This is a genomic window from uncultured Cohaesibacter sp., from assembly GCF_963556055.3.
Taxonomy (GTDB): domain Bacteria; phylum Pseudomonadota; class Alphaproteobacteria; order Rhizobiales; family Cohaesibacteraceae; genus Cohaesibacter.
The window spans coordinates 100,809-119,391 of sequence record NZ_CAUVYE020000024.1; the positions used below are offsets into that span (position 1 = coordinate 100,809).

Annotated in this window: 18 protein-coding genes and 1 pseudogene; 10 read left to right on the top strand and 9 right to left on the bottom strand. The window is 54.0% G+C overall.

Features of this window, described 5'->3' with window-relative positions:
* The first annotated feature begins 69 nt into the window (after positions 1-69).
* A complete protein-coding gene (locus tag ACHZB8_RS16795) occupies positions 70-1,086 on the top strand; it encodes a zinc-dependent alcohol dehydrogenase family protein (RefSeq protein WP_316862005.1) in 1,017 nt (338 codons plus the stop codon).
* Positions 1,087-1,340: 254 nt separating this feature from the next.
* Entirely contained in the window at positions 1,341-2,354 is a 1,014-nt protein-coding gene (locus ACHZB8_RS16800) for a DUF362 domain-containing protein (RefSeq protein WP_316862006.1), read from the top strand.
* A gap of 60 nt (positions 2,355-2,414) precedes the next feature.
* Here ACHZB8_RS16800 and larB read toward each other — a convergent pair whose 3' ends face one another.
* The 4 genes from larB to ACHZB8_RS16820 form a co-directional block, all read right to left on the bottom strand.
* Positions 2,415-3,098 carry a nickel pincer cofactor biosynthesis protein LarB gene (gene larB, locus ACHZB8_RS16805; RefSeq protein WP_316862007.1) on the bottom strand — a complete coding sequence of 228 codons (684 nt, stop codon included), beginning with the start codon at positions 3,096-3,098 and terminating at the stop codon, positions 2,415-2,417.
* Positions 3,082-3,861, bottom strand: coding sequence for an adenine nucleotide alpha hydrolase (locus tag ACHZB8_RS16810; protein WP_316862009.1), 780 nt, complete (start codon positions 3,859-3,861; stop codon positions 3,082-3,084). The genes larB and ACHZB8_RS16810 overlap by 17 nt, the downstream gene beginning before the upstream one ends.
* Positions 3,851-5,002, bottom strand: a complete 1,152-nt coding sequence (locus ACHZB8_RS16815) for a LarC family nickel insertion protein (protein ID WP_316862011.1) — start codon at positions 5,000-5,002, stop codon at positions 3,851-3,853. The genes ACHZB8_RS16810 and ACHZB8_RS16815 overlap by 11 nt, the downstream gene beginning before the upstream one ends.
* A gap of 240 nt (positions 5,003-5,242) precedes the next feature.
* A complete protein-coding gene (locus tag ACHZB8_RS16820) occupies positions 5,243-6,445 on the bottom strand; it encodes a multidrug effflux MFS transporter (protein WP_316862012.1) in 1,203 nt (400 codons plus the stop codon).
* Between the two features lie 316 nt (positions 6,446-6,761).
* On the opposite strand from ACHZB8_RS16820, the pseudogene ACHZB8_RS16825 reads away from it, so the two are divergent.
* The 4 genes and pseudogenes from ACHZB8_RS16825 to ACHZB8_RS16840 all read left to right on the top strand — a co-directional run bounded on the left by ACHZB8_RS16825 (position 6,762) and on the right by ACHZB8_RS16840 (position 10,256).
* Positions 6,762-7,354 (top strand): annotated as a pseudogene (locus ACHZB8_RS16825) (NAD(P)H-binding protein).
* Between the two features lie 42 nt (positions 7,355-7,396).
* Positions 7,397-8,293: an aldo/keto reductase gene (locus ACHZB8_RS16830; protein ID WP_316862015.1), complete on the top strand. Its 897-nt coding sequence runs from the start codon at positions 7,397-7,399 to the stop codon at positions 8,291-8,293.
* Between the two features lie 33 nt (positions 8,294-8,326).
* The gene (locus ACHZB8_RS16835; RefSeq protein ID WP_316862016.1) at positions 8,327-9,382 is read left to right on the top strand and encodes an NAD(P)-dependent alcohol dehydrogenase; all 1,056 of its coding nucleotides are present in this window, start codon (positions 8,327-8,329) and stop codon (positions 9,380-9,382) included.
* A gap of 94 nt (positions 9,383-9,476) precedes the next feature.
* Entirely contained in the window at positions 9,477-10,256 is a 780-nt protein-coding gene (locus ACHZB8_RS16840; RefSeq protein WP_316862018.1) for a dihydrofolate reductase family protein, read from the top strand.
* Here the strand turns inward: ACHZB8_RS16840 and ACHZB8_RS16845 are convergent.
* On the bottom strand, positions 10,184-11,080 hold the full coding sequence (locus ACHZB8_RS16845; protein ID WP_316862020.1) for a LysR family transcriptional regulator: 897 nt from the start codon (positions 11,078-11,080) through the stop codon (positions 10,184-10,186). The two genes, ACHZB8_RS16840 and ACHZB8_RS16845, sit on opposite strands and share 73 nt — an antisense overlap.
* A 478-nt stretch (positions 11,081-11,558) precedes the next feature.
* Between ACHZB8_RS16845 and ACHZB8_RS16850 the strand changes: the two genes are divergently transcribed.
* Positions 11,559-11,687 carry an SEC-C metal-binding domain-containing protein gene (locus tag ACHZB8_RS16850; RefSeq protein ID WP_394706214.1) on the top strand — a complete coding sequence of 43 codons (129 nt, stop codon included), beginning with the start codon at positions 11,559-11,561 and terminating at the stop codon, positions 11,685-11,687.
* Positions 11,688-11,712: 25 nt separating this feature from the next.
* On the opposite strand, the gene ACHZB8_RS16855 is transcribed toward ACHZB8_RS16850, so the two are convergent.
* Positions 11,713-12,609, bottom strand: a complete 897-nt coding sequence (locus ACHZB8_RS16855) for a LysR family transcriptional regulator (protein ID WP_316862022.1) — start codon at positions 12,607-12,609, stop codon at positions 11,713-11,715.
* Positions 12,610-12,717: 108 nt separating this feature from the next.
* Here ACHZB8_RS16855 and ACHZB8_RS16860 point away from each other — a divergent pair, with 108 nt between their 5' ends.
* On the top strand, positions 12,718-13,278 hold the full coding sequence (locus ACHZB8_RS16860) for an NAD(P)-binding domain-containing protein (protein WP_316862024.1): 561 nt from the start codon (positions 12,718-12,720) through the stop codon (positions 13,276-13,278).
* 93 nt (positions 13,279-13,371) lie between these two features.
* Complete coding sequence (locus ACHZB8_RS16865) at positions 13,372-13,848, top strand: SgcJ/EcaC family oxidoreductase (RefSeq protein ID WP_316862026.1); 477 nt, start codon at positions 13,372-13,374, stop codon at positions 13,846-13,848.
* A gap of 345 nt (positions 13,849-14,193) precedes the next feature.
* Here the strand turns inward: ACHZB8_RS16865 and ACHZB8_RS16870 are convergent, their stop codons facing one another.
* The 3 genes from ACHZB8_RS16870 to ACHZB8_RS16880 form a co-directional block, all read right to left on the bottom strand.
* Entirely contained in the window at positions 14,194-15,192 is a 999-nt protein-coding gene (locus ACHZB8_RS16870; RefSeq protein WP_394706215.1) for an aldo/keto reductase, read from the bottom strand.
* 363 nt (positions 15,193-15,555) lie between these two features.
* On the bottom strand, positions 15,556-16,158 hold the full coding sequence (locus tag ACHZB8_RS16875; protein ID WP_316862029.1) for a flavodoxin: 603 nt from the start codon (positions 16,156-16,158) through the stop codon (positions 15,556-15,558).
* Positions 16,155-17,255, bottom strand: a complete 1,101-nt coding sequence (locus ACHZB8_RS16880) for an alpha/beta hydrolase (RefSeq protein ID WP_316862031.1) — start codon at positions 17,253-17,255, stop codon at positions 16,155-16,157. The genes ACHZB8_RS16875 and ACHZB8_RS16880 overlap by 4 nt, the downstream gene beginning before the upstream one ends.
* A gap of 242 nt (positions 17,256-17,497) precedes the next feature.
* On the opposite strand from ACHZB8_RS16880, the gene ACHZB8_RS16885 reads away from it, so the two are divergent.
* Complete coding sequence (locus ACHZB8_RS16885; protein ID WP_316862033.1) at positions 17,498-18,574, top strand: alpha/beta fold hydrolase; 1,077 nt, start codon at positions 17,498-17,500, stop codon at positions 18,572-18,574.
* Positions 18,575-18,583 lie beyond the last annotated feature (9 nt).

Below are 18,583 nucleotides of genomic sequence, written 5' to 3' on the forward strand. Positions count from 1 at the left end.
AATAAAATCAAAAAGCCATTTGAATCGGATGGATCGCAGTGATCCGCTCGTTCTATAAGGAGACAGCCTATGCTGGGAACAATGCTCTATGGTCCGGGAGATGTCCGTTATGAAGAGGTTCCCGAACCTCAGATAGTTCATCCCACGGATGCCATTATCCGACTTGCAGCCACCTGTGTTTGCGGGTCCGATCTCTGGCCTTATCGTGGCCTGAATGATGTGACCGCCCCAATGGCCATGGGGCATGAATATTGCGGTGTCGTCGAAGCGGTTGGCGACTCTGTTACCACAGTCAAGCCGGGTGACTTTGTTGTGGGATCTTTCTGCCTGTCCGACAACACTTGCCCGCACTGCGGCCATGGTTTCCATTCGTCCTGCGAACAGCGCGAATTCATGACTGGCGCACAGGCTCCAATGGCGCGCGTGGCGTTGGCTGATGGCACTCTGGTCAAGACCGCCGGACAGCCATCCGAAGACCTTATCCCGCATCTTCTTGCCGCATCTGACGTGCTCGGCACTGGTTGGTATGCAGCTGATGCAGCACGCGTTCAGCCCGGCTCGACGGTTGTCGTGGTCGGCGATGGTGCCGTTGGTCTGATGGGTGTCTTGTCCGCCAAACAGATGGGCGCTGAACGCATCATCGCCATGAGCCGCCACAAATCCCGGCAGGATCTCGCTCTTGAATTCGGTGCAACCGACATCGTTGCCGAGCGCGGTGATGCAGGTGTTGCCAAAATCCGGGAACTCACCGCAAAGATCGGCGCGGACTCCGTGCTGGAGTGCGTCGGGACCGAGCAATCCATGAAGCAGGCCATTGCTTGCGCACGCCCCGGGTCTACCGTTGGCTTCGTTGGTGTGCCTCATGGCGTCAAGATCGATGGTCAGGACCTGTTCTTCGCACAGGTTGGCCTGATGGGAGGACCGGCACCGGTTCGTCGCTTCCTGCCGGATCTGATGCAGCTGGTGATTGATCGCAAGATCGAGCCGGGCAAGGTCTTTGATCTGCAGATCCCGATTGCAGATGTTGCCGAAGGCTATAAAGCCATGGACGAACGTCGTGCCATCAAGGCTCTCTTGCGGGTATAGAAACGGGTTGAGAAATCAAGCAAAGACGGCTGGATCTTTTGGGCTTATCCAGCCGTTTATATAAGTAATAACGACTATATTACAAACATTTATGAAATCAGGGCATAGAGTTTATGTCTTTTCACTGCCTAGTCTGATCGGCTCTGCTTGGTAAACTTGATCAAATGCCTGCTGTTGGCGGATTTGCATCCTCCTTGTGTTAAGTTGGGAGGTCGGCACACATGGCATTCCTCTGAACAAAGTGGAGACAGACCATGGTAAAGAAGATTGAACGGCGCAGTTTTTTGAAGTCCGGAGCTGCGGTGGCTGGAGCGGCACTTCTGAGCTCTGTCGGGAGTGGCTCATCACAAGCGGCATCTCCGGCAGACAGATCAAAGGTCTTTTTCTCCAAGGATCTGAGTTATGAAGGTCTTCTGGCGCTTTATGCCAAGGTCAATCAAGGCATGACCGGCAAGATCGGCATCAAGCTTCATACCGGTGAGCCCAATGGGCCGAACCTGCTACCGATAGAGTTTATCAAAGGTTTGCAAGCCGAAATTCCCAACAGTAATATCGTCGAGTGCAATGTGCTGTATCCTAGTCCTCGCCAACATGCGGACACCCATCGTGAGGTGATCAAGACCAACGGCTTCGACTTCTGTGCAGTTGACATCATGGACGAAAACGGCGACGCCATGCTGCCGATTGCTGGCATGCAGGAGATCATAGACGCTCAGGGAAGTGGTTCTGGAGCCGTGAAATTGACCGAAGGCGAGCACTATGCCGAGGTTGCAGTCGGCAAGAACCTGCTTAATTATGATTCCTTGCTGGTCTACACCCACTTCAAGGGGCATGCGATGGGCGGTTTTGGCGGTTCGCTTAAAAATATCGCTATCGGCTGCGCGTCCGGTCTGGTCGGCAAACGCATGATCCATGGCGATGATTGGGTGCGCGGGCCTTTGTTCCTGGAACGGATGGTCGAAGCGGGCAAAGGAATTGCGGACCATTTCGGCGACAACATCACCTATATCAACGTATTGAAGAACATCTCGGTTGACTGCGACTGTGATGCCCACGGTGTCGCACCAACGTGCCGCGATATCGGTATTCTTGCCTCAACCGACATTCTGGCCATCGATCAGGCATCCGTGGATCTTGTCTACAATATGCCGGAAGAAGACCGACACGATATCGTTGAGCGCATTGAGAGCCGTCAGGGTCTGCATCAGCTCAAGCACATGAAGGCACTCGGCATGGGCAATGCCGATTATGAGTTGGTTCAAATCTGATCGGTAAAGTCGTAGAGAGACAAAACTGAGAGAAAAGGGCAGTTCAGGGAGCTGCCTTTTTCATTGCGTCAGGTCTTCTGATCGGGTCAGAGCGAGGATTTTTGCAGCCGCTGCTGCCGCGCCAAAGCCATTGTCGATGTTGACCGCCATAACGCCCGGAGCACAGGCACTAAGAGCAGAACTCAAGGCCGCTTTTCCACCAGCTGCCACTCCGTAACCTACCGATGTGGGGACTGCAATCACGGGGGCTGACACCAGTCCCGCCAAGACTGAAAAAAGCGCCCCTTCCATCCCGGCGACCGCGATGATGACTGAATATCTGCTGATCTTTGGCATGGCATCGAGCAGGCGCCACAGTCCGGCCACCCCAACGTCGGTAAAAAGTGTCGTTTCAATGCCGAGATATTCCGCGCTGCGTTTGGCTTCCATCATGACCGGCAGGTCAGAGGTTCCGGCTCCGACGATCGCCAGAACAGGGCCCTGAAAGCGCACCTTTGCCGGTCCGCCCACTAGGCCTGTCCGTGACAGAGGCTCGAAGTCAAGGTCCGCCAAGGCCAGCTGAGCCGCCTTCTCTGCATCAAGTCGCGTCAGCAAAAGGGGATAAGCCTGCTTCTTAGCCATGGCGATGATGGACGAGAGTTGCTCAACCGTCTTGTTTTCACAAAAGACCACCTCGGGCACACCGGTTCTGTCGTTACGCACCCAGTCAAACCGAACAGAGGGATCATCATTCTTTGTGGTCATGTTTGAAAGCACTGCCTCTTTTATAGCTAGAAACGCCAAGCCAGATACGCTCTTCAGCTTCACACTGAGCGGCGATTTCTTCAACCAGATCCGTTGCGACCGATACGGAGCTTTGTAACTGGACGCCATCGTGGGTGATCCGGCATCGCACATCGGCATCAGGTATGGCGCTGCGTACAAGACGTTCCACTTTGTCGACGAAAATGAGATCACTGGCGTTGATGCCGATGCCGGTTTCGATGCGGCTGGCAAGGCAGGGCAGGGCTGGGAGTTCGGCGATGTCATCAAGCTTGAGAAAACGCGCGATTGATCGCACATCCTGCTTACGCAGTCGGGCCTCAACAAAGGGGTGAACAACCCCGATCTCGCTGGCCGCCTTGAGGCCGGGGCGATAATCCCCGAGATCATCAAGATTTGTGCCCGAGGCAATCATTCCGTCCTTGATGATTTCGCGAATACGGCCATAGAGGTTTGACTTACAGAAATAGCATCGATTGACGGGGTTTTTGAGATAGTTCTCATCTCTGAATTCACCTGCGTCGATGATAGTCAAATTCCATCCTCCAGCATCGGCATGGCGCTTGACACGCTCTGTTGCCGAGGAGGGGACTGCTGGCGAGATAGCATGAACAACGGCAAAGTCGATTGCCAGAAACCGGGCAGCATGGGCCAGCGTCATGCTGTCTACCCCACCGCTCACCGCAAATGCGAGCTTAGGCAGGGTATCAAGGGAAGCAGAAAGGCGACTGAGTTCAGGATTCATTCTGTTGCTCTGTGTTCCGGCTGTGGGTGCGTCGGTCTTTGAGGGTCTTGGTTGCGGCCAGACTGTCACTTTCAATCTTGGCGGTCACGCCATTGGGACGCCTTACACGCTTGACATTCTCAGGCGCATCGAGACGTTCGAGAACACGACGGTGGCAATCGTCGATCCTGAGACCAATGGTCGAGGTCTCGGCAAAGCAAAGGTCAATGAGGTTGCTTTCATGTCCGGCGATACCCAGCACCTCAATGCAGAACCGCATGCGCCCCTTCTTGCCGAAGCCGACATGATAGCCGGCATCAAGGACAAACGGTGCCTCCCTGATCTGGTCCAGAGCCACGGAGAGTTCCTCTGCGGTCATGTCATCAATATCAAAGGACAGGCGCGTCACGGTGTCGCCGCGCTTGTCGATGGCGACTTCGCTCACAAACAGGCGCAGGATGTTCGGTTTTTGTGCAAGACTTCTCGCACCAGCCGAAATGCCAATTTCGTTTAGCCAGCCCGACGGAGCGGCGGCTTTGGGTGTGGAAACAAGCGTCTTCAGCACGGCGGCTCCGGTTGGTGTGATGCGCTCTCCAGCCTCGTCGTCATTTGACAATTCAAACCCTCTGAGTAGAAGGACAGTCGCAGGCGCTGGAACTGGCAGCAAGCCGTGCGCTGTTTTCACCCGACCGCTGCCAGGCGGTAGGGCACTACAGCTCCAGCTCTCGATGCCGGAGTGAATGACACAGCTGGCGACCCCGATGATGTCAGCCAATGAATCCCAGTCCGCGATTTCGTGGAAATGCACATGATCAACCGGCACGCCATGACATTGAGCCTCTGCTTCGGCGAGATGGGTGAAGATGTCGATGGCAAGCATCTTGACCTTGGGGTTGGCATCGGCCTGGTTGATGAAGGCCCTGATGTCATGCCAGTGATGAGTTGGCGGAGCATCTGAAACAACATCTACATCAATGCGCGTAACATGAAGTCCCATGACTCGTTCCTTGCGGATCGTCAAGGTCACATGGTCAAGCACACCGAAAGCAGAAAGATCATCGCGAAGCGACTGTTCAAGATGAGGCAGCGCATCAATGAAGGCGCCCAGCGTCATATCGCCGGAAATCCCTCCTACAACATCAAAATGTCCATGTAAGGGCATGCTCAAGTCTCCAAGGCAGGGCTTCAGAACTCACGTACAACAAATTGGACTTTGGAGGGTCTGTTGTCGTGCTGTATGGCTCTTGCTTGCTAGGGGAAAGTACGAATGGGCAGACTTTTCAATGCCTAACAGCTCATTGAGAGATTAGAGCAACCCGACCGGAGAGATTAGCCACTCTGTACGAATTAAGCTAATGTGCCAAATTCATGAATGACGAAATGCCAGTTGTTCGCAGAATGATCAGGAGTGGTGCTGGCTTTTGAACAGCACCGTTGCCATGCAAGCAAAGGTGAACAGGGCCATGATCCAGGCCATGGGCCAAGGCGTGCCGTCGCGAAAGATCGTAAGTAGAAGCGACGAAATGATGCCGCTGCCATATTGAAGCGAGCCAATAAGGGCGGAGGCCGAGCCCGCTGTTTTCACTTCGTCCAACGCAGCAGCCGTTGCCGTCGCCGCAATGATCCCGTTGAGCGAGAAGAAAACAAACACCGTGACGATGACGAACATCAAACTGGCAGCGCCAGAGTAGACAGCAAGGGCAAGTGCCATGATGGCCAGAAACGCCGCCGATGTCGAAAGCTTGAGAAGCAAATCCATGGAATAGCACGACAGAAGGAAACGGTTGAAGTAGCTGACAACCATCACGCCGACGACGTTCAAGCCAAACAGATAGCCGTAATATTGATAGTTCACGCCAAAATAATTGATATAGACAAAGGGAGAGCCGATGATGAAGCCGTAGGCGGCGACATAATAGAATGTGACGCAAAGGGTGTAGCGCATGAATTCCCGGTTCTTCATCAGGGTCGCATAGTTGCGCAAGGCCGAGAAAAGGGAAGAGGACGCAGCATTCTCTTTTGACAGGGTTTCCGGCAATTTGAAAATCGACAGGAACATGAGCAATCCAATGCCAGCGAGCAGCCAGAAAATGGTGTGCCACGTGCTGAAGTGAATGATCTGCCCACCCAGAAGCGGCCCGATGATGGGAGCAACCGCCATCACCATTACGAGCGTTGAAAGCATTTGCGCCGCCTGTGTTCGTGAATAAAGATCGCGGATCATGGCCCTGGACAACATCGGTCCGGTACAGGCGCCGAAGGCCTGAAAGACCCGCCAGAAGATGATTTGCTCCATAGACTGCGCCAAAGCGCAGCCAACTGAGCCAATCACAAAGACCAGCATGCCAATGAACAGCGGCTTTCTGCGTCCGATCGAGTCGCTGATCGGCCCCCAAATGAGCTGAGCAATGGCAAAACCAATCAGGAAGCCGGTAACGGTCAGTTCTGCGTTACCATTCAGCTCTTTCGCCATCATCGGCATAGCGGGCAGATAAATATCCGTCGACAGCGAAGTGAATGCCATCAACGCACTTAGAATGATGATGAAGACGATATGGGCATATGTCGAATGGGTTCGATCTTGTTGATTGGTGTCTATGGTCATGGACTTTCATCATTTGGCTGGATTGCGGGCGGAGGGCCAGATTGCTGGAGGAACTCCTGTCGCGGCCAATATGAGGAAAAATGCAGAGCGCGATAAGCTGCATAATATGACTTGCGCTTATGCTCAAATTTCATGAATGGTTTGATGGACGCCGTTCGACGTTCTCCTGAATTCATTAGTTCCTGATATAAGTTCAATCCACATTCAGCGCCTAATCAATGGAATAAAAAGCGCCTATCTTTGCGTCAAGGGGAACGCAAGCCGCTCCCGCATGGCGACCCGACGCGTTTGCCTCACCTTTTCAAGGATAGGTTTCATGACAAAAATTCTCATTCTCGGCGCTGCGGGACAGATCGCTCGTGTGACCACAGGTCTGTTTCTGGAGACGACCAATCTGGAACTCGTGCTTTTCGCTCGCAACGCTCGCCGTCTTGATGGGCTTGCCAACAATGACCGTATCACGATCATTGATGGCGATGTCATGGATGGCGTCAAGCTGGAAGCGGCAATGGATGGCGTTGATGTGGTCTATGCCAATCTTTCTGGCAACATGGCCGCGCAGGCCAGAACCATCATCATGGCCATGCACAATGCCAAGATCAAACGTCTAATTTTCATTAGCTCCATGGCATCTATGACGAAGTACCAGGGCAAAGCTATTCCGGTGTGCTCAATCCTTATCGAGACTCTGCACTCGCAATTGAAGCATCTGACCTTGACTATACGATCATTCGTCCCGAATGGCTCAATAACCGTGATGAAATCTCCTATGGCACCACGGTCAAGGGCGAGCCTTTCAAGACCCCGAAAGCCTATGTTTCGCGCAAGAGCGTTGGTGATCTGATTGTCAAATGCGCCACCGTGCCGGGTTTTGGCATTGGCGAGAGCTTTGGCGTGCACAAGGCCTGATCGTACAAACTTTCGAATGAATCCCAAAAGCAGGAGACAACCATGCAAGGTTTCAATCCTACAATTACTCTCAACAATGGCGTGACGATGCCGGCCGTTGGCCTTGGCGTCTATCGTTCCAGCCCCGAAGACACCGGTGGTGCAGTGAAAGCGGCTCTTGACGCCGGCTATCGCATGATCGACACCGCTGCTGCTTATCGCAATGAAACCGAAGTCGGAGAGGCCATCCGCGAAAGCGATGTCGCCCGCGACGATATTTTCATCCAGACCAAACTCTGGATCAGCGATTACAGCTATGACAGCGCGATGCACGGTTTCGAGCGTTCGATGAAGAAACTCGGCTTCGATCAACTCGATCTTTATCTTCTGCACCAGCCCTCCCCGGCTGAATTCGATCGTACTGTTGGTGCTTATAAGGCCGCAGAGAAACTCATGGCCGATGGCCGCATCCGCGCCATTGGCGTCAGCAACTTCAGCCCGGCCCATATCGAGCGTCTGATGGAAGAGACCGACATCGTGCCCGCTGTCAATCAGGTCGAGCTGCATCCCTTCTTCACGCAGAAAGCGCTGATCGACTTCCACAAGAAGCACAATATTCTCACACAAGCCTGGTCGCCCATTGGTGGCGTGCAACGCTATTGGCGCGAGGATGCCAAGCCCGAGGACGACCCGCTCACTCATCCAGCCATTGCGGCGCTGGCGAAAAAATACGGCAAGAGCCCGGCCCAGATCATCCTGCGCTGGCATCTGGTGCTTGGCATTTCGATCATCCCGAAATCGGTCAACCCGATCCGCATTCTGGAGAATTTCGATATTTTCGATTTTGCTCTGACAGCTGAAGACATTGCCAGCATCGACGCGCTCGACACCGGCAAGCGTGGTGGCCCGGATCCGGAGCATTCCGATCGCAAGGCCTTCCCTTTCGTGATTGAAGACTGATCGCAACAACAAAGCATTTCAAAGAGGACCAATATGCCCACACACATCAAAGCTGTCGGTACGACAGAAGCCAGGAAACCTTTGGAAGTAATGGATATTGCCCGGCGCGATCTGCAGCCGGACGATGTCCAATTCCAAGTCCTTTACTGCGGCATCTGCCATTCAGACCTGCATCAGGTTCACAATGATTTTGGTGGCAGCAGTTTCCCAATGGTGCCAGGCCATGAAATCGTCGGCCGCGTGACCGCTGTCGGCAGTGACGTCAAGAGTTTCAAGGTCGGTGATCTTGCCGCTGTTGGCTGTATCGTTGATTCCTGCGGCCATTGCCCGGCCTGCCGTCATGATCTGGAGCAGTTCTGCGAAGGGGAAGAGGGGACGACCCTGTCCTTCAACACGCCGGACAAATATATGGGCGGGATGACCTATGGCGGTTTCTCCCAGACTTATGTCTGCAAAGAGCAATATACCCTGCATGTGCCTGAAAGTCTTGATCTTGCCGCCGCAGCGCCGCTGCTTTGTGCAGGTATCACGGTCTACTCTCCACTCAAGCATTGGGGCGCCGGTGCAGGCAAAACTGTTGGTATCGTTGGCATCGGTGGTCTGGGCCATGTCGCTATCAAGATCGCCAAGGCCATGGGTGCGCATGTGGTGGTCTTTGCCACCTCGGCTGCCAAGGTAGATGACGCCAAACGCCTCGGAGCTCATGAGGCTGTGTTGTCGACCGATCCGGAGCAGATGAAGGCCTTTGCCTCAAAGGTCGACATCATCATCGACACGGTTTCGGCCAAGCATGAAGTCAACGCCTATCTCAACCTCTTGGCCATCGACGGCTCTCTGGTGCTGGTCGGCCTTCCTGCCGAGCCGCTGGAAGTGGGTGCTTTCAATGTGGTCAAAGGCCGACGCAGCTTCTCCGGCTCCAACATCGGCGGAATCGCGGAGACGCAGGAAATGCTCAACTTCTGTGCCGAGCATGACATCGTCGCCGACATCGAACTGATCAACGCCGATCAGATCAACGAGGCCTTCGAACGCCTTGAAAAGAACGATGTGCGTTATCGCTTCGTGATCGACATGTCCACACTCGCCTGAGTGCTGAAGCATCAATAAAACGGAATCAGAATGGCCGGATCCGGAATGATGATCCGGCCATTGGATTGAAAACCTGAGATCAGAAAACAGAGCCATGAGCCAGCGCCCCGAAACCATTTGCCATATGATCACCAGTCTTGATGCCCATGTTGAAGTGGATCGCTGGTGCCAGACAGAGGGAGCCGACCGGGATGAACAGGTCGAACTCTATTTCAAGCTTCAGGAAACCTTCGGGGCAAGGGGTTATATCGTCGGTCGCATGACGATGGAACCCTATGCTGAAGCTGGTATCATCTCCCATGAAGAAGTCGAAGTGCTGCCCAAACCATCCCGCACGATCCATATCGCTGACAATGCTCAGGAATCCCTTGCCATCGTACTAGACCCTAAAGGTAAACTGCATTGGAAGGATGGGATGCTCGATGGTGACCATCTGCTAATGGTGCTTGGGTCAGAGGTCAGCGATTTTCATTTGAAAGAACTGGCAGCGCGGGGCGTCTCCTATCTCATTGCGCCCGAGGCAGATATTGATCCGTCCTGGCTTCTAGACCAACTGGCAATCCATTTTGACGCAAAAAGGGTCATGGTCGAAGGAGGTGGGATCATCAATGGCCTGTTTCTCAAGGCTGGCCTGATTGACGAGATCAGCTTGCTCATGGTGCCGGCTATCGATGGCGCACAAGGCGCGCGCAATGTCTTCGATACAGGAAAGATGAGCCTGAAGGATAGCCTCAAGCTCAGTCTCCTGTCTGTTGAAGCCAAACCACATCAGACCGTGCATCTGCGCTACAAGGTCAGCAATTATCGCACCTTCCAGCGCAAGGCATCCAGCACGATGGCAAAGGCCGAAGAGGCCTGTCGCCGTGACGGATAATAGAGATAATAGCCGGGAAAGAGCGGGCTCCAGTCTTCCAGCGTGGCAACAAGCTCGCCACTTTTCAGGTAGGGCTCAACATGATGATCGGTCAGGCAGCACAGCCCATGGCCATCGCAGCAGGCCTGAATGATCATGTCTGGATCATCGGACGTGAATTGCCCCTCGACACGCACATTGAGCGGCTTGCCGTCTTTTTCGAATTCCCAGGGGTAGAGCCCGCCCAGCGTCGGCAGGCGCAAATTGATGCATGTATGTTCCGTCAGATCATGGGGTGTTTTCGGATGCCCGTATTTTGCGAAATAGTCTGGCGTGCCAACCACCAACATGCGCAGTTCCGGGCCGATCCGCACGGCGATCATGTCCTTCTCTACGCTCTCGCCCAGCCTTACCCCGGCATCAAAACGCTCTTCTACAATGTCCGTCCATTTCGCATCAATCGAGATCTCGATGCGGATATCGGGATATTCCTTCATGATCGGGGTAAGCTTGGGATAGAGAATATCCTGTGCAGCCTTGCGAGAGCTGGTCAGCCGGACGAGCCCTGCTGGTCGGGAGCGGAAGACACTGAGGCTTCGCAGTTCATTCTCGATATTGTCGAGTGAAGGGCGCAGAGTCGACGCCAGTTGTTCGCCTACTTCCGTGGGCGAAACATTGCGAGTTGTGCGCGTCAGAAGACGTAAGTCCAATCTCTCTTCCAGCCTCTTAACCGTATGGCTGAGCGAGGATTGGGATGTACCAAGTCGTGCAGCAGCCTTGGTGAAGCTTCTTTCTTCGCAAACGGCCAGAAAGGCGATGAGATCGCCCAGTTCATCTCTCTTCATTTATGAACCTTCAATATTAATCAAAGCCCTAAACATCTCTATTTATAACGATGAAAGGATTTGGCCTGACTGTCAATAGTGTGAATCGGCGTGTAAAATAGACCCACCTGTATCTGACGATCCCCGCACACCAAGTGCGGAGGAAAGAGCAGGTGATATTGATGGAAAGTAATTCAAAGATCCGTCGTTGGGTGTTTTTTCTGATGAGGGCAAAGAAAGGCTTTGGGCTTCTGGAGTGGAAATTCTCGATTTTCCAAGAGAGGCTCTCGAACAGGCGATGGCTTTTGATAGCAAGTATTGCGCGCTCTCTATCCCCGACTGCATTTTCTTGACGACGTTGTAGTATGTTGAAGATGGCCTGTTGCTTACTGGTGATAGGTCTCTCCGCAAAGCGACTAAGGCGGATATGTCAGCAAAATATGTCGAGTTCATTTTGAAAGATTTTTCTGGGAGAATTATGAATGCGCTGGCTGAAGAGATGGAAGACCTTCAATATGCGCAGGTAGAGGCAATAAGGAAACTCTTGCCAAGATACACCAAGCCAAATGATCTGTGCCCATGCGGAAGCGGGAAGAAGAACAAGAAATGTCATCGCGTTGGCATGTAATATGGTTTCGACAGTCGAAGTCGCTTCACTCGTGCCCATTGCCGCCAAATAGTTCCACTGCAAAGTCGATAAAGCTGCGTAATTTCGGGGTCATTCTCCGGTCAGGGGCAAAGACCAGATGCATGGGGCGTGTTGGTATCGGATAGTCGGGCAGCAACTGAACAAGTTTGCCGTTCGCGATGTCCTTTTCCACCAATTCAGTAGGCTGCAGCATCACGCCAAGCCCGGCAAGACAGAGCGGGAGCAGCGCTTCGCCGCTGTCCATCATCACCCGGCTGGAGACAGGGACGGTAACGGCCTTGTCGACGGCAGAAAAGGTCCAATGTGTCCTGAGGCTGGAATAGGAAAAGCCAAGGCAATCATGCTGGATCAGATCCTCAGGCTGGTTGATCGGGGTACAACGGGCCAGATAAGACGGCGCTGCGCAAAGGGTCAGCCTGTAAGGGGAAAGTGCACGGGCTATGAGGCTGCTGTCCGTCAGCTCACCGACCCGAAAGACCAGATCAAATCCTTCCTCGATCAGATCGACATAGCGATTGGACATCGACAGATCGATATCGACTTCGGGAAATTGATGCAGATAGTCAGATAGGGCTGGCGCAAGCCTGTGAATGCCGAAAGAAACCGGACAACTAAGTCGCAAGCGGCCACGCGGAATGGCACGGGTTTCCTCGGCCAGGGCATTGGCGGCTTCCACTTCGCTCAGAATGATTTTGACTCGCTCATAGAAATCGCGACTAACATCGGTCAGATGCTGACGCCGCGTTGTCCGGTTGAGCAATCTCACTCCCAGCGACTGCTCCAGCGATTGAAAATGACGGCCAAGAAGTTGGGGCGACATATCCATTGCATCGGCAGCAGCAGAAAAGGAACCCAGTTCCACGGCACGAACGAAGGCAGCCATGCTGGTCAAACGGTCCATTATAAACTATCCGTTTTTTATCTATCTCAAATCAAGATATTTATCGAAATTTGTTTTCAGTGCAACGTCGTTTCACATTCAGAGCCAAAACTAAGAAAGGAAACGAATATGCAAGTTGCTATTTTGGGTGCAGGCAGCATGGGGTCTGGTCTCGCAAGTCTTATCGCTACAGCGGGGCACGAGGTCACGATTGGAGTGCGGGATATTGCCAAAGCGGTCAGCGCTACTGAAGCTGTTGGTTCTTCGGCGAATGGTGGCGGCATCGCTGCTGCCAGCCAGTCAGCCGATATCATCATTCTGGCCTTGCCATATGGTGCTGTGCCAGCTGTACTGAAAGCGGCCGGGGACCTGACCGGCAAGGTGGTAATTGACATCACCAATCCGATCACAGAAGACTTCAAGGGACTGACCGTGGGGCATACCAGCTCGGCGGCAGAAGAGATTCAGAAGCTCATCCCGTCTGCCTCTGTGGCAAGGCCTTCAACACCATCTTTGCCGCTTTGTTGCCTTCAGAGGCGCGTTCCAATGCGGCCCTGCAGGTCTTCGTCGCGTCCGATGAGGATGGCGCAAAACAGACCGTCACCGAGCTGGCGCGCTCCATCGGTTTCGAACCGGTTGATGCCGGTCCGCTTTCCAATGCCCGCTTTCTTGAGCCTATTGGCGAAATGAATATCCATTTCGGGTTCTTCCTTGGGCGTGGCCCGACGGTCGCGCCGGCATGGATCGCGCCATCTGCATCCTGAATGGACGAAAGGAAAGACCATGAAATTCATTCTCAAAGCCGCGATACCGGCCCTTCTGCTTCTTTCTTCCGGCGCAGGTGCATTCGCTGATGAAGCATCTGACAAGGCCGCCATCCGGGATGTTCTGGCCTCTTACGAAAAAGCTCTCAACGCTGCTGATACGGCGGCGATTGTTGACCTTTACACCGCTGACGGCGTGCAAATGGCGCCGGACTTTCCCGCTGCGGTCGGCAGCAAGGCCGTTGCAGCCTCCTATGACGGAACATTCAAGGCAATTGCCCTGAAGCTCGCATTCACCATTGATGAGGTGAAGCTTCTGGGACCAGACGCTGCCCTGTTGCGCAGTCATTCGAACGGAACCGTTAAAGTGAATGGCTCTGATCAACCTGCAGCGCCTGCTGCCTTCAAGGAGCTGTTTCTGCTCGCCCGCCAGAATGGTGAGGAATGGAAATTCACGCACTACAGCTTCTCCGCCGCTCAGGCATCTGGTCAGTAAGCTGAAGCAATAATGCCTGCCGCATCCGTGCGGCGGGCGTTATCCAGCCTGTTTGCGCAGTGCGCCGGGGGAGAGTTTATTGGTGAACCGTTGATCTCTAAAAATCCTGTGCCAGCCTAACCGCCAGACGAGAGGAGACCGCCATCACGTATAAAGTCAAAGATGTCTGAAAGCTGATTGAGTCTCATATTCGAACAAAGGAGAGTTTGAACTCCAATCGTCCGTTCCTGGCTTAGAAGATGAGGCCCCACCTCAGTTTGCTTTGTTCGAATTGCTGCAAAACTGAGATGGGGCATAAACCGGACACTCCTCTGCCTTCTTCTGGAAGGCTTCGTCGCTTACGGTTTAACTCTTTTCCGGGGCCTCAACGCCGGACATGGCTTGAACGGCATCAGGCAGGCGAGCGCCCTTGATTTCGATTGCCCGAACCGCTGTATTGAGTTCTGCCAGTTCTTCATTTGTGAATTCAACCGATGTCGCGCCGACATTCTCTCGCATATGTGCCATCTGTGTTGTGCCCGGAATCGGCACGATCCAAGGCTTTTGTCCCATTAGCCATGCAAGGGCAATCTGTCCAGGTTGCGCGCCTTTGCGTTCTGCCCAGCTCTTGACCAGATCAACAAGCGCGAGATTATTGGGAAGGTTCTCTGGCTGGTACCGGCTCGTAAGACCGCGGAAGTCCCCTTCTGCAAACCGTGTTCTCTCATCAATGGCACCACACAGGAAGCCCACGCCCAGTGGGCTCCACGGAACGAACCCAATACCCAGTTCCTCGCACGTCGCCAGAACCTCCTGCTCAGGTCCACGCCAAACCATGGAATATTCGCTCTGCACCGCTGTCAGGGGAAGCACAGCGTGGGCGCGACGCAAGGTCTTGAGGCCCATCTCAGACATGCCCCAATGCAGAACCTTGCCCTCGTCCATGAGATCCTTCACTGCGCCAGCGACATCCTCAATGGGGACTTCAGGGTCGACGCGGTGCTGGTAGAGCAAGTCAATGCGATCCGTTTTCAGGCGCTTGAGCATGCCCTCAACCGCCAGCTTGATATGGTCTGGTTTGCTGTTCCGTCCGCCGCGGCGTTCACCCGTTTCGAAATCGACGTCAAAACCGAATTTGGATGTGATGACGACCTGATCCCGGAAGGACGAAATTGCTTCTCCAAGAATGCGTTCACATTCATGCGGTCCATAGGCTTCGGCCGTGTCAAAGAAGGTGACGCCGTGATCAAAGGCGGTGCGAATGATGTTGAGCATTTCTGAACGGTTGGGAATGGTGGTCGGATAGGCGCGATGCATATTCTGCACCCCCATTCCGATGGCGGACACCTCCAGAGAGCCGAGCATTCTGCGGCCTTTGACCGTTGGCTGCTGTTCTTTGGTTGTCTGGGCGTTGACATTGCTGACCAAAGCACCGGCCAGAGGTGTCAGCGCCAGTCCACCTGCTGCAGCGAGTAGGCTACGGCGCGCGATTGGGCTTTTGGTGACTTTGCCTTCGTCTTTCTGCATGGGAAATCTCCATTTCTATGCTGAGGAAGTACAGAGACAACTATGCTTGCAAGGCCTATTGTCTCCGGTGAGGTTCGTCGTCTATTTCGAAAGCTTCTGATTGAGCTTCCCACCCAGCTCCATTCGCTGGGTAGCTGCAGATTTGGCTCGTGATTACCGAACTTTCGAAGATTGGCCTTATCTGTCTGATGTATGAATGGCTCAGGAGGGCATCACTGTGGCAGTCCAATCAGCCAGCAGACCGAGGGTTTCTCGCTCGGAATCACATTGCTTGATGAAGGCAGCTTTGATCTGGGCGTCAGGAACCAATTGCCCCAGAGTTTCGAGACTGCGGCCTGGTCCGTAACCACCGTGTGTGATGCAAGGAAAAAGGTTTCGGTTGCCCATGTCCCTGCCTGCGAGAAAGCTGCGAACCGGTGCCGGTATATCCTGCCCCCAAACTGGGAACGCCAGAACAACTGATTGGTAGCCTTCAAGACCCGGCACGCCACCAGAAAGAGCAGGCAGTTCGCCCGTTTCCTGTTGTTGGCGGGCAAGCCGCACATGGGCCTGATAGTCGTCGGGATAGGGTTCTGACGTCCTGATTTCGAACAGGTCCGCAGACATTTGTCTGGCGAGCGTCTCCGCGATCATCCGAGTGTTGCCGCTTCGGCTCAGAAAGGCGACGAGCGTTGATGAGGAACCGTTGCCTGTCCAAAATTGCTCAGCCTGAGCAACGCTATGTGTTGCCACTCCCAACCCAAGCGTCGTTCCTAGAAGTTGGAAGAAGGCGCTCCGGCGATTGATCCCTTTTGTACCGTTCAATTGCTTGTGCCTTTATTTGGAAGAGCAGGAAAAGGGCTCAGCCTATTTTTAGGAAGGTGCTCCCTCCAGAATGAGGCTGCTTCTTGGATCCAGCCTTCTGCCGCGGTGCCCGTTCCGGCTCCAAAGCCATGGCCTATGTCGGGGACAACGCGAAAGGCCACGTCCGTGCCGAGTTGCTTAAGTGCGTTGACGCGTGGCAGCATGCTTGAGGGCGGGGCTATGCCGTCACGCTCACCGACAATCACGTAGGTTGGCGGTTCTGTCTCGCCGATGTCGCTATGGGAGGTGTATGCCATGACAACGGTGCTGGGGCGCTTTGTGGTGTTGGCCCCAAAGGCAGAGGGACCGTGGCTTCCGAGATACGCCGCCATTCGGGCGCCGGCAGAGCTACCCCAAACTGAATAACCTTCGCGGCTTACTTTGAGGATGTCTGCATTGGCCAGGATATAGTCCACCGCGCGGGCCATATCTTCCGTCGCAGAAATTCCGCCTTGCCCGGTTCGATAGGTTACAACGAAGGCGTTGAAGCCCAGATCCGCCAACACCATTGCATAGGGGAAGCCTTCATGCACTGAACCCACATAGGAAAAGCCGCCGCCAGGAGCGATGACCGCAAAGGGAGCACCGGGTTTGCCGGGAAAGAAGAACAGCCCCGCTTCATCAAGATCTGACCGCCGTGCTCGCTCTACCTCTGAGTAGATTTCATGGAAGACGGTGACACCTTGCTGATGCAGTTCGATCAAACGGTTAACACCGGAAAGCACGGTCTCCAGGTTGACGGCACTATGATAGGGCAGCAGCCGGGCGATCTGGGTAAGCGGCATATCCTCCTGATAGTTCCTGTTGGCCCATGGCAATATATGGGTGGTAAAGGCGCGCAGAGCCGGATGGGCAAGCAGTTCGCCGATCGTGCTTTCGCCTGTCAGAGGCACAGTGATCGGAGGCGCATCGGAAACCGTTGATTGACTTATGACATCCCCAGTGGGGGAATGTTGTGCTGCGGCTTCACCCAACCCGATGGTCAGACAGGTCATTGCGACGGCAAGGCGCTTCAGCGAATGCTTGCCAGTACGGAAGTCAGATTTTGAATGGACCATGGTGTGGCTCCGCTCTCTCCTGTGCGATCTTATGCTCAATTTAGGAGAGGTGAGCATCCCTGATTAGCCAGCTTGTCTTTCTAACGACCATAAGCAGATTGAATGAATGGCGATAATATATTTCTTATTCATCGATCTTGCTAATAAGCTTGATCGAGAAGATGTAGCTAATCGGGTTGGGCAACTTGAGCTAGGGTTTCTGCAAGACTTCTTTCATGAACCTCTCAAAACAAGGATGCTCCATGAGGCTGGGAACACTCTTTCTTGCGGCAACTGCCAGCTTTTCGCTGGCCTCTTCGGTCTGGGCTTTCGAGCCGCTGACGATCATTGATCAGGGCAGTTTCAGTGCTGGTGGCACCGTGATCACAGAAGCAGGCACCTTCGACAATAAGGCTCCTCTCAATTCAGCCGGTCAAACCTTCCATGGTGATCATGCCTATAGCTTCTATCAGGTGCCGGAAGCGCCTAGAGAGCTGCCGCTGGTACTCTGGCATGGTGCCTTTCAGTCGGGTAAAAGCTGGGAGACTACTGCGGATGGTCGCGAAGGTTTCCAGACGCTGATGCTCCGTCGTCATTTTGCCGTGCACACCATTGACCAGCCACGTCGCGGTAAGGCCGGCAACAGTACGGTTACAGCCGAAGTCAAGCCCACCGCATTTGACCAGTTGTTCTTTGACATGTTTCGGATCGGGCAATGGCCGAACTATTTTGACAATGTCCAGTTTGATACCTCCGAGGATACGCTTGCCGAATTCCTCCGCTCGGTTACACCCAACACCGGTGCCTTTGATCCTGAGGTTGTCAGCGATGGAGTTTCGGCCCTCGTCGACAAGATCGGTCCTTCTATTCTTGTCACCCATTCTCAGGCCGGTGGTCCGGGCTGGCTGACCGCAATCAAGAATGCCAATGTGAAGGCCATCATTTCCTACGAGCCGGGTAGTGGTTATGTCTTTCCGGAAAACGAGATGCCAGAGCCGATCTCAGGGTCTGCAGGTACATTGAAACCCGAACCTGTGTCCGCAGAGGATTTCGCCAAACTTACCGAGATCCCAATTGTGATCTATTATGGCGACAATATCCCGGAAGCCCCCACCGATGACTTCGGTCTCGACAACTGGCGCACTCGTCTGGTGATGGCGCGTCTTTGGGTGGCTGCCATCAACCGTCACGGCGGGGATGCGACGCTCGTGCATCTGCCGGAACAGGGGATTCATGGCAATACCCACTTCCTGTTCTCTGACCTCAACAACCAGCAGATCGCTGATCTTGCAACCGCATGGATCGAAGAAAAGGGACTAGGTGGCATGGCTGCCAAATAGCTCGGCCCT

What these genes read in the sequence shown, in the direction of transcription:
- ACHZB8_RS16795 (WP_316862005.1), top strand. Translation starts at nt 70, where the DNA reads ATGCTGGGAACAATGCTCTATGGTCCGGGAGATGTCCGTTATGAAGAG.
- ACHZB8_RS16800 (WP_316862006.1), top strand. Translation starts at nt 1,341, where the DNA reads ATGGTAAAGAAGATTGAACGGCGCAGTTTTTTGAAGTCCGGAGCTGCG.
- larB (WP_316862007.1), bottom strand. Translation starts at nt 3,098, where the DNA reads ATGACCACAAAGAATGATGATCCCTCTGTTCGGTTTGACTGGGTGCGT.
- ACHZB8_RS16810 (WP_316862009.1), bottom strand. Translation starts at nt 3,861, where the DNA reads ATGAATCCTGAACTCAGTCGCCTTTCTGCTTCCCTTGATACCCTGCCT.
- ACHZB8_RS16815 (WP_316862011.1), bottom strand. Translation starts at nt 5,002, where the DNA reads ATGCCCTTACATGGACATTTTGATGTTGTAGGAGGGATTTCCGGCGAT.
- ACHZB8_RS16820 (WP_316862012.1), bottom strand. Translation starts at nt 6,445, where the DNA reads ATGACCATAGACACCAATCAACAAGATCGAACCCATTCGACATATGCC.
- ACHZB8_RS16830 (WP_316862015.1), top strand. Translation starts at nt 7,397, where the DNA reads ATGCAAGGTTTCAATCCTACAATTACTCTCAACAATGGCGTGACGATG.
- ACHZB8_RS16835 (WP_316862016.1), top strand. Translation starts at nt 8,327, where the DNA reads ATGCCCACACACATCAAAGCTGTCGGTACGACAGAAGCCAGGAAACCT.
- ACHZB8_RS16840 (WP_316862018.1), top strand. Translation starts at nt 9,477, where the DNA reads ATGAGCCAGCGCCCCGAAACCATTTGCCATATGATCACCAGTCTTGAT.
- ACHZB8_RS16845 (WP_316862020.1), bottom strand. Translation starts at nt 11,080, where the DNA reads ATGAAGAGAGATGAACTGGGCGATCTCATCGCCTTTCTGGCCGTTTGC.
- ACHZB8_RS16850 (WP_394706214.1), top strand. Translation starts at nt 11,559, where the DNA reads ATGGAAGACCTTCAATATGCGCAGGTAGAGGCAATAAGGAAACTCTTG.
- ACHZB8_RS16855 (WP_316862022.1), bottom strand. Translation starts at nt 12,609, where the DNA reads ATGGACCGTTTGACCAGCATGGCTGCCTTCGTTCGTGCCGTGGAACTG.
- ACHZB8_RS16860 (WP_316862024.1), top strand. Translation starts at nt 12,718, where the DNA reads ATGCAAGTTGCTATTTTGGGTGCAGGCAGCATGGGGTCTGGTCTCGCA.
- ACHZB8_RS16865 (WP_316862026.1), top strand. Translation starts at nt 13,372, where the DNA reads ATGAAATTCATTCTCAAAGCCGCGATACCGGCCCTTCTGCTTCTTTCT.
- ACHZB8_RS16870 (WP_394706215.1), bottom strand. Translation starts at nt 15,192, where the DNA reads ATGCTCGGCTCTCTGGAGGTGTCCGCCATCGGAATGGGGGTGCAGAAT.
- ACHZB8_RS16880 (WP_316862031.1), bottom strand. Translation starts at nt 17,255, where the DNA reads ATGGTCCATTCAAAATCTGACTTCCGTACTGGCAAGCATTCGCTGAAG.
- ACHZB8_RS16885 (WP_316862033.1), top strand. Translation starts at nt 17,498, where the DNA reads ATGAGGCTGGGAACACTCTTTCTTGCGGCAACTGCCAGCTTTTCGCTG.